The 7,044-nt window shown below is 36.9% G+C and carries 6 protein-coding genes and 1 tRNA gene; 2 read left to right on the top strand and 5 right to left on the bottom strand.

Annotated features, from left to right (window positions below; all coding sequences use genetic code 11):
• Window positions 1-3 precede the first annotated feature (3 nt).
• Genes EUBHAL_RS03825 through EUBHAL_RS03815 form a run of 3 tightly spaced genes read right to left on the bottom strand, consistent with a single transcriptional unit; the run spans window position 4 to window position 3,378 of the window.
• Entirely contained in the window at window positions 4-1,425 is a 1,422-nt protein-coding gene (locus tag EUBHAL_RS03825; protein WP_044921843.1) for a GldG family protein, read from the bottom strand.
• A gap of 11 nt (window positions 1,426-1,436) precedes the next feature.
• A complete protein-coding gene (locus EUBHAL_RS03820; protein WP_005345058.1) occupies window positions 1,437-2,303 on the bottom strand; it encodes an ABC transporter permease subunit in 867 nt (288 codons plus the stop codon).
• Between the two features lies 1 nt (window position 2,304).
• A complete protein-coding gene (locus EUBHAL_RS03815) occupies window positions 2,305-3,378 on the bottom strand; it encodes an ABC transporter ATP-binding protein (protein WP_044921840.1) in 1,074 nt (357 codons plus the stop codon).
• Between the two features lie 556 nt (window positions 3,379-3,934).
• Here EUBHAL_RS03815 and gdhA point away from each other — a divergent pair.
• Together gdhA and EUBHAL_RS03805 are read left to right on the top strand one after the other, a co-directional pair.
• A complete protein-coding gene (gene gdhA / locus EUBHAL_RS03810; protein ID WP_005345056.1) occupies window positions 3,935-5,269 on the top strand; it encodes an NADP-specific glutamate dehydrogenase in 1,335 nt (444 codons plus the stop codon).
• Between the two features lie 357 nt (window positions 5,270-5,626).
• Window positions 5,627-6,100, top strand: a complete 474-nt coding sequence (locus EUBHAL_RS03805) for an Lrp/AsnC family transcriptional regulator (RefSeq protein ID WP_005345054.1) — start codon at window positions 5,627-5,629, stop codon at window positions 6,098-6,100.
• A gap of 167 nt (window positions 6,101-6,267) precedes the next feature.
• Here the strand turns inward: EUBHAL_RS03805 and EUBHAL_RS03800 are convergent, their stop codons facing one another.
• Window positions 6,268-6,711, bottom strand: coding sequence for a 23S rRNA (pseudouridine(1915)-N(3))-methyltransferase RlmH (locus tag EUBHAL_RS03800; protein WP_005345052.1), 444 nt, complete (start codon window positions 6,709-6,711; stop codon window positions 6,268-6,270).
• A gap of 226 nt (window positions 6,712-6,937) precedes the next feature.
• A tRNA-Arg gene (locus EUBHAL_RS03795) sits at window positions 6,938-7,011 on the bottom strand.
• Window positions 7,012-7,044: the final 33 nt, after the last annotated feature.

The raw sequence follows: 7,044 nt of genomic DNA, 5'->3' as shown, positions 1-7,044 counted from the left end.
AATTTAAAGTTTTCTTCTTTTTATCACAATACCGATTCCGATTGCAAGTATTACCAGTGGTATTACAAATACTGTCATAATCAATGTTGCTTTCTGATTAAATGCCGGTACGACTGCATTCTCTGTCTTAAGGCTCTTTGCTCTGATAGAAATCTTGTTCTTTTGTTCTGCAAGATAGTTCACACCATTCAATACAAAGTCTGTGTTTGCACCACTTACTGCCTGGTCGATATCCTGCAGTAACATATTGGTACATCCAGTTACAATCATTCTTCCACCAGTAGAATCTGATACAGCTACGGAAATATTAAATGGGCCGCTGATATCATTCTTTTCTTTATTCAGTGTGGCACTATCTGTATTGACTTTGGAGTATGCACCATCGCTTGTGGAAAGCAATGAAGTTACTGTATAATCAGATGCAGAAGAATTCTTCTTTGCATTCTTTTCTGTAATATCCTTCAGTCCCTTTGCACTTGGAGCTAAAATATAAATATTGCTGTTGTATTGTGCTGAGGTTGCATCAGAACTTTCGATAGTTGGAAGCAGATAAATTGGATACTGTGTATATTTACTTGCATCTGTTTCTACAACGACTCCTTTTTGTGGCTCTACATTATAAGACTTAAGCAAGCTGTATAAGTTTGTAAGATTCTCTACTTTTGCATCTAAAAATACATACATCTTTCCGCCGTTTTTCATGTATTTTTTAATCATCTTAAGCTCATCTTTTGTAATGTCTTTTTGTGCGCCATTGATGAGTAAGATAGAACAGTCATCCGGTACTCTCTGCTCAGTAAGAAGGTTCAACGTTTTTACAGAATAGTTATCTCCTTCAAAGCTACTTGTCACGCTTGTGTCAAAGCTCTGTTCAGAATGTCCACTTAAGGTATAGATTACCGGTGTGGAGTCAGAGACAACGTAGTTGATTGCTTCTGTCGTAAGGCTCTCTAGCTGAAGAGAATCTGCAGAATAGGAATAGTCACTTCCATAGCTGTATGATACATAGTCATTAGCAGAAACATAACGATATTTCTTACCACATTTTATAATCATACTATCATTGGCTACTTCTTCACTGCTGTCTGTATATTTCTTTGTAAAGTTTGGATACAAATCCGGGTCTTTATAAACAAATTTTACTTTAGTAGAATTTTTCTTATATTCTTTCCAAACCTGTGCGTAGGAAGAATTTACGCTAGATTCCTTATCAATAACGTAAATCGTGACTTCTTTATCTAAACCCTTTAAGATTTTCTTCGTCTGTTTGGAAAGAGAATAGATTTTGTTGGCTGTCACATCGACTGTGTAGTTTTTACTTGTCACAAATATATTCACTGCGATAACCGCTGCAATCAGAACGACAACTGCCACTGCGGAAAAAATACCTTTTTTTAATTTTGTATTCATTTTATTCTTAATCATTGTATGCCCTCCTAATTCCATCTGCGCTTTTCAATTCCCTGCATCGTAAGGAATAAAAATACCGCGATAAATGATACATAATATATGATAGAAGATGCATTTAAAATTCCACTGCAAAAATCGTTAAAACGGTCTAATACAGAAAACCAGTCGATAATCTTAGAAAGACCATTATCAAACAATGCAGGTTTTACTTTACTTAAAATGGCAATGATCGCGATTCCTGCAACACCAACTCCGGCTGTAATTTTTACATTCTTTGTTTCATCATAGAAAAACCATGCGATAAGAATAACAGCAAGTACGCATACAATGTAAGTATATCTTGCTCTTCCCGGTACAACATTTGAAATATTAGGAAGCAACATACAAAAGAGCACTACTGCAAAAGATAATGCCGCTGCGATCATCTGGTTATCAGTAAGAGAGGAGACAAACATTCCGACCGCCATCAGGCAGGCTCCTAATAAGAAATATCCAAGACAGCCTGTAAGAACGGTCTTCCAGTTTACGTTTCCAAACATACTTAACACACCTGCCTCTATGATGCTTACTAACATAGAAATAGCAAGTAATGTTACGGATGCAAGATACTTTCCAAATACAATACTGCCAGAGCGAATTGGGGAAGTATATAAGAGCTGATCTGTTCTCTGCTTCTTTTCTTCTGCAAATAAACGCATCGTAAGAATTGGTACAATCACGATATATAAAATCGTACTGTTAGAAAATACATACTGTGCGTAATCGGTATAACCATAAGACATACAGATTACAGAAAAATACACTCCTGTTGCAGCGATAAAAAGAGCAAAATAAATATAAGCTGCCAGTGAGTGGAAATAGCTTCTCATTTCTTTTAAATAAATGGCTTTCATTCTACTTATCCTCCTCTGCTGTTTCTGCCTGTTCAGTTCCCTTGCTGTCTGCTTTTTTCTTCCTTTTAAAAGAAAATCCATGATGTCCCTGTTTCTCAATCTGTTCGGATGCTTTCTTTGCTTCAGATTCTACCTCTTCTACATCCTGTCCGGTAAGTTTCAGGAATACATCTTCAAGAGACAAGCTTTCACGTTCCATCTTAATAATAGGTAATTTCTCTTCCGCAAACTCAAAGAACAGATTATCGCGGATATCTTCTTTTGTCGCTGTTTTTGCCTGTACATCAACGATTCCATCTTTTTCATCGATAATCTTATAATCTCTGATATATTCTGATACTTTTAATACCTCTTCTACCTGCTCACGGCTTCCCTTTACAGACATATTAATATTATCGGTATCGGAGAAATCTTCTGATAGATGTTCTGGTGTATCCTCTGCAACTAACGTTCCCTTATCTATAATAAGTACATAGTCACATATCGCATTCACTTCTGATAAAATGTGAGAACTTAAAATAATCGTATGCTTCTGGCCTAAACTTTTAATAAGAGCACGAATCTCAATAATCTGATTTGGATCAAGACCTACCGTCGGCTCATCCAGAATTAACAGCGGTGGATTTCCAATTAAAGCCTGTGCCAGTCCAACTCTTTGCTTATATCCTTTCGAAAGATTCTTTATTAATCTTCCCTTCATGTCAGAAATCTTTACTGCCTCTGTTACTTCATTAATAGAAGATTCTTTCTCTGTCTTTTTACGGATTCCTTTTAAATCACAGATAAAGTTCAAATATTCCGCTACAGTCATATCCTCATACAGTGGTGGGATTTCTGGAAGATAACCGATTAACTTCTTTGCCTGTATCGGCTGCTCTAAAATGTCATATCCTCCAATCTTCACTTCACCGGAAGTTGCTGAAATATATCCCGTCATTATATTCATTGTTGTGGATTTACCTGCGCCATTTGGTCCAAGAAGTCCCACGATCTGTCCGTCAGGCACCGAAAAACTGATATCTTTTACCGCATGATGTTTTCCGTAATCCTTGACTAAGTTTTTTACTTCTATCATAAAATAAGCCTCCTGTATAATTTTTATGTACTCCCGGAATCTTTCTGTCTTTAGAAAATTCATTGCAAAAGAAAATACCGGAAAGATTGCGGGAGTACACACTCAATGTATAGTATATTATTCTTAATTTACGATGATTTTGTGAACATATTCTTCTTTTCACATTAAGTTCACATTTTAAACAAATTTTGCAAAATGTCTTTTATTGATATTTTCTTAACTTTTGCTTTTCCATCTTTTCCCCTTTTCATTACTTTTTTGTTCTGCAATTTATACATGTCCATCCTTCACCGAACTCAAAAAATGAAATTCTTGCAGCTATATCTATCATTTTTATCCGTTTTTCACTTAAAAATCTTAAGTTAAATGTCTTGTTATGAAATTTTTTTTAAAAAAGTTGTACTTTTACTTATTCTTTTTATTGAATTACTTCACACAATATAGTATAATAGGTTTCGGCAAAAGAACTCGGTGAGAGATATGATTCTGATACTTTTTTGTCAATCATCGAGGATATAAAATATGTATAATACACAATATCAAGGAGGAACAGACTATGTCTTACGTTGATGACGTACTCGCAAAAGTTATTGCAAAAAACCCAAGTGAACCAGAATTCCATCAGGCAGTTACAGAAGTTTTTGAAACTATCCGCCCATTAATCGAGGCTAATGAAGAAGAATATAAAAAACAGGCTGTTTTAGAGAGAATCACAGAACCAGAAAGAATGATTAAGTTCCGTGTACCATGGGTAGATGATAACGGACAGGTTCAGGTTAACATGGGTATCCGTGTTCAGTTCAACAGTGCAATCGGACCTTACAAGGGAGGATTACGTTTTCATCCATCCGTAAACCAGGGTATTATCAAATTCTTAGGATTTGAGCAGATTTTCAAAAACTCTCTTACAGGACTTCCAATCGGTGGTGGTAAAGGTGGTTCTGACTTCGACCCTAAGGGCAAATCAGACCGTGAAGTTATGGCATTCTGCCAGAGCTTTATGACAGAGCTTTGCAAACACATCGGTGCTGACACTGACGTACCTGCTGGTGATATCGGTGTTGGCGGAAGAGAAATCGGTTACCTCTTCGGACAGTATAAGAGAATCAAAGGTCTTTACGAAGGCGTTCTTACAGGAAAAGGTTTAACATACGGTGGTTCCCTTGCAAGAACAGAAGCTACAGGATATGGTCTTGTATACTTCACAGAAGAAATGTTAAAATGCCATGACGATGACATCGTTGGTAAGACAATTGTTGTTTCCGGTGCTGGTAACGTTGCAATCTACGCTATCGAGAAATGTCATCAGCTTGGTGCAAAAGTTGTTACATGTTCTGATTCTACAGGATGGGTATACGATCCAGAAGGAATCGACTTAGATGCTTTAAAAGAAATCAAAGAAGTAAAACGTGCTCGTTTAACAGAGTACAAGAACTACCGTCCAAACAGCGAATATCATGAAGGACGCGGAGTATGGTCTGTTAAATGTGATGTTGCTCTTCCATGTGCTACTCAGAATGAGCTCTTCCTTGAAGACGCAAAACAGTTAGTTGCTAACGGATGTATCGCAGTTTGTGAAGGTGCTAACATGCCTACTACATTAGATGCTACTAAGTACTTACAGGAAAACGGCGTGATGTTTGCTCCTGGTAAAGCTTCTAACGCTGGTGGTGTTGCTACATCTGCTCTTGAAATGTCCCAGAACAGCGAAAGATTAAGCTGGACATTCGAAGAAGTTGACAGCAAACTTAAAAACATCATGGTTAACATTTACCACAACATTGATGACGCTGCAAAACGTTACAACAAAGAAGGCGACTATGTAACAGGCGCTAACATCGCAGGTTTCGAAAAAGTATTAAACGCTATGCTTGCACAGGGCGTTTGCTAATTTTCTTCCTTGACTATTGTTACAGAAATAAATTTTCTCTTGAAATCATTTTTTAAATGATATATAATCAAAGAAACGCAACGGAGTGTTCCATTTAGGAATACTCCGTTTTTTGTTTTCCAAATTTCTCTATTTTCGGATTTGAAAAACATTTTCCTGTGTATTATACAGTGCAGAAGGAGAAATCTCCACTCTATTCCACCTTCTGTAGTCAATGGCTACCCGCTTCGTATAGTAGTCATTCTCCTGCTGGCTTTTCTTTTGCCAACTATAAAGCCATGCAGGAACAGGATGCGTTTCTTATATTATTTATTATTTCGATTTACTTATTAATTTACTTTTGGAGGTAATATTACTATGGATAAAATAGATAGAAAGATTCTTTCTCTTCTTCAGGAGAATGCCCGTTACCCTTTAAAATACCTTGCACAAAAGGTATTCTTATCTTCTCCTGCCGTTTCTACGAGAATAGAACGTATGGAAAAAGCCGGCATTATCACCGGCTATCACGCAACAATTGACCCTGTTGCATTGGGATATCATATTACAGCATTCATTAATCTTACTTTAGACCCAAAGCAGAAAAATGAATTTTATCCTTATGTCACGGACTGCCCTAATGTTTTGGAATGTAACTGTGTTACTGGTACATATTCTATTATGCTGAAGGTTGCTTTTCCCAGCACAATGGAGTTAGATACCTTTATCGGGCATCTTCAGCAGTTTGGGAATACACAAACACAGATTGTGTTTTCGACGGCGGTTCCTCCAAGAGGGGTGGGGATTGAAACAGATGAAACAGATACAGCGGAGGAAATCAAAAAAGCATAATTATCAGATGCACTCTAAGATATTAGCTAAAAAATGTATTATATGATGGATTTTGATTTCGTTGTAAAAAACACAAATTCACAAAATACATCATAATACATTTTTTTACTGTTTGATAATGATTGATTATCTTTTTTGTCATTGAATAGATTTTATATCATTATTTTTCACTTATGATAAGGATGATTATGGAGTATTCGATATCCCCGGTAGATTTGTTCGTAGAGAACCATTCCGGTCATATTAGAGGACATCGTGAAGTCTGAGAGGACCAGGGGTTCTATAGAACCAGTACCCAGTTCTGCAAATTTATCCGTTGCTTCCTCATTCCATTCTGGTACAAAGAACATAACTCCTTTCATACCTGAACCTTCCCATTTTTTTAGCTGGTCGCTGAGTTTTTCTGAGGTAAGTTCTGCTTTGCCGGGCTGTACGAGTAGTTTTTTCATGCCGGTATCTTTCGTAAGCAGAGAGTTCCACTCTTTTTCTTTTTTTACAAATTTACAGCTTATTTTGCAGTAACGGCTGAGGCGTTTTTCGTATTCTGCGATAGCTTTTTTGCAGAATTTCTGTGATTTTTTGCGTTCTTGTATATATATTTCGTATTTCATGATTTTCCTGTATTTCTATTTTTGTGTAGGTTCTATTATGCATTCATCTCAAATTACACACCTTTCACTTTTTTATCACAGTCAGAAAACGAAAACACCATATACTCCTATCTGTGACCTCGGAGCAAGTGTTGGATGTGAGTGTTTCCACAAACACTCAACACACCGCGACCAACATCACAGATAAGAGTATATGGTGTTTTCGTCCGGTAAAAGCATAAAAAAGCGAACCAGAAGGGACTCGAACCCCCGACACACGGTTCCGGAAACCGTTGCTCTATCCAACTGAGCTACTGGTCCACAGGAAGTTTTCTTAAAAACTTCCGTTGTTTA

The organism is Anaerobutyricum hallii DSM 3353, from assembly GCF_000173975.1.
GTDB classification, from domain to species: domain Bacteria; phylum Bacillota; class Clostridia; order Lachnospirales; family Lachnospiraceae; genus Anaerobutyricum; species Anaerobutyricum hallii.
The sequence above is the reverse complement of the archived record's forward strand: the minus strand, read 5'-3'. Positions and strand labels throughout refer to the sequence as shown.

What these genes read in the sequence shown, in the direction of transcription:
- EUBHAL_RS03825 (WP_044921843.1), bottom strand. Translation starts at nt 1,425, where the DNA reads ATGATTAAGAATAAAATGAATACAAAATTAAAAAAAGGTATTTTTTCC.
- EUBHAL_RS03820 (WP_005345058.1), bottom strand. Translation starts at nt 2,303, where the DNA reads ATGAAAGCCATTTATTTAAAAGAAATGAGAAGCTATTTCCACTCACTG.
- EUBHAL_RS03815 (WP_044921840.1), bottom strand. Translation starts at nt 3,378, where the DNA reads ATGATAGAAGTAAAAAACTTAGTCAAGGATTACGGAAAACATCATGCG.
- gdhA (WP_005345056.1), top strand. Translation starts at nt 3,935, where the DNA reads ATGTCTTACGTTGATGACGTACTCGCAAAAGTTATTGCAAAAAACCCA.
- EUBHAL_RS03805 (WP_005345054.1), top strand. Translation starts at nt 5,627, where the DNA reads ATGGATAAAATAGATAGAAAGATTCTTTCTCTTCTTCAGGAGAATGCC.
- EUBHAL_RS03800 (WP_005345052.1), bottom strand. Translation starts at nt 6,711, where the DNA reads ATGAAATACGAAATATATATACAAGAACGCAAAAAATCACAGAAATTC.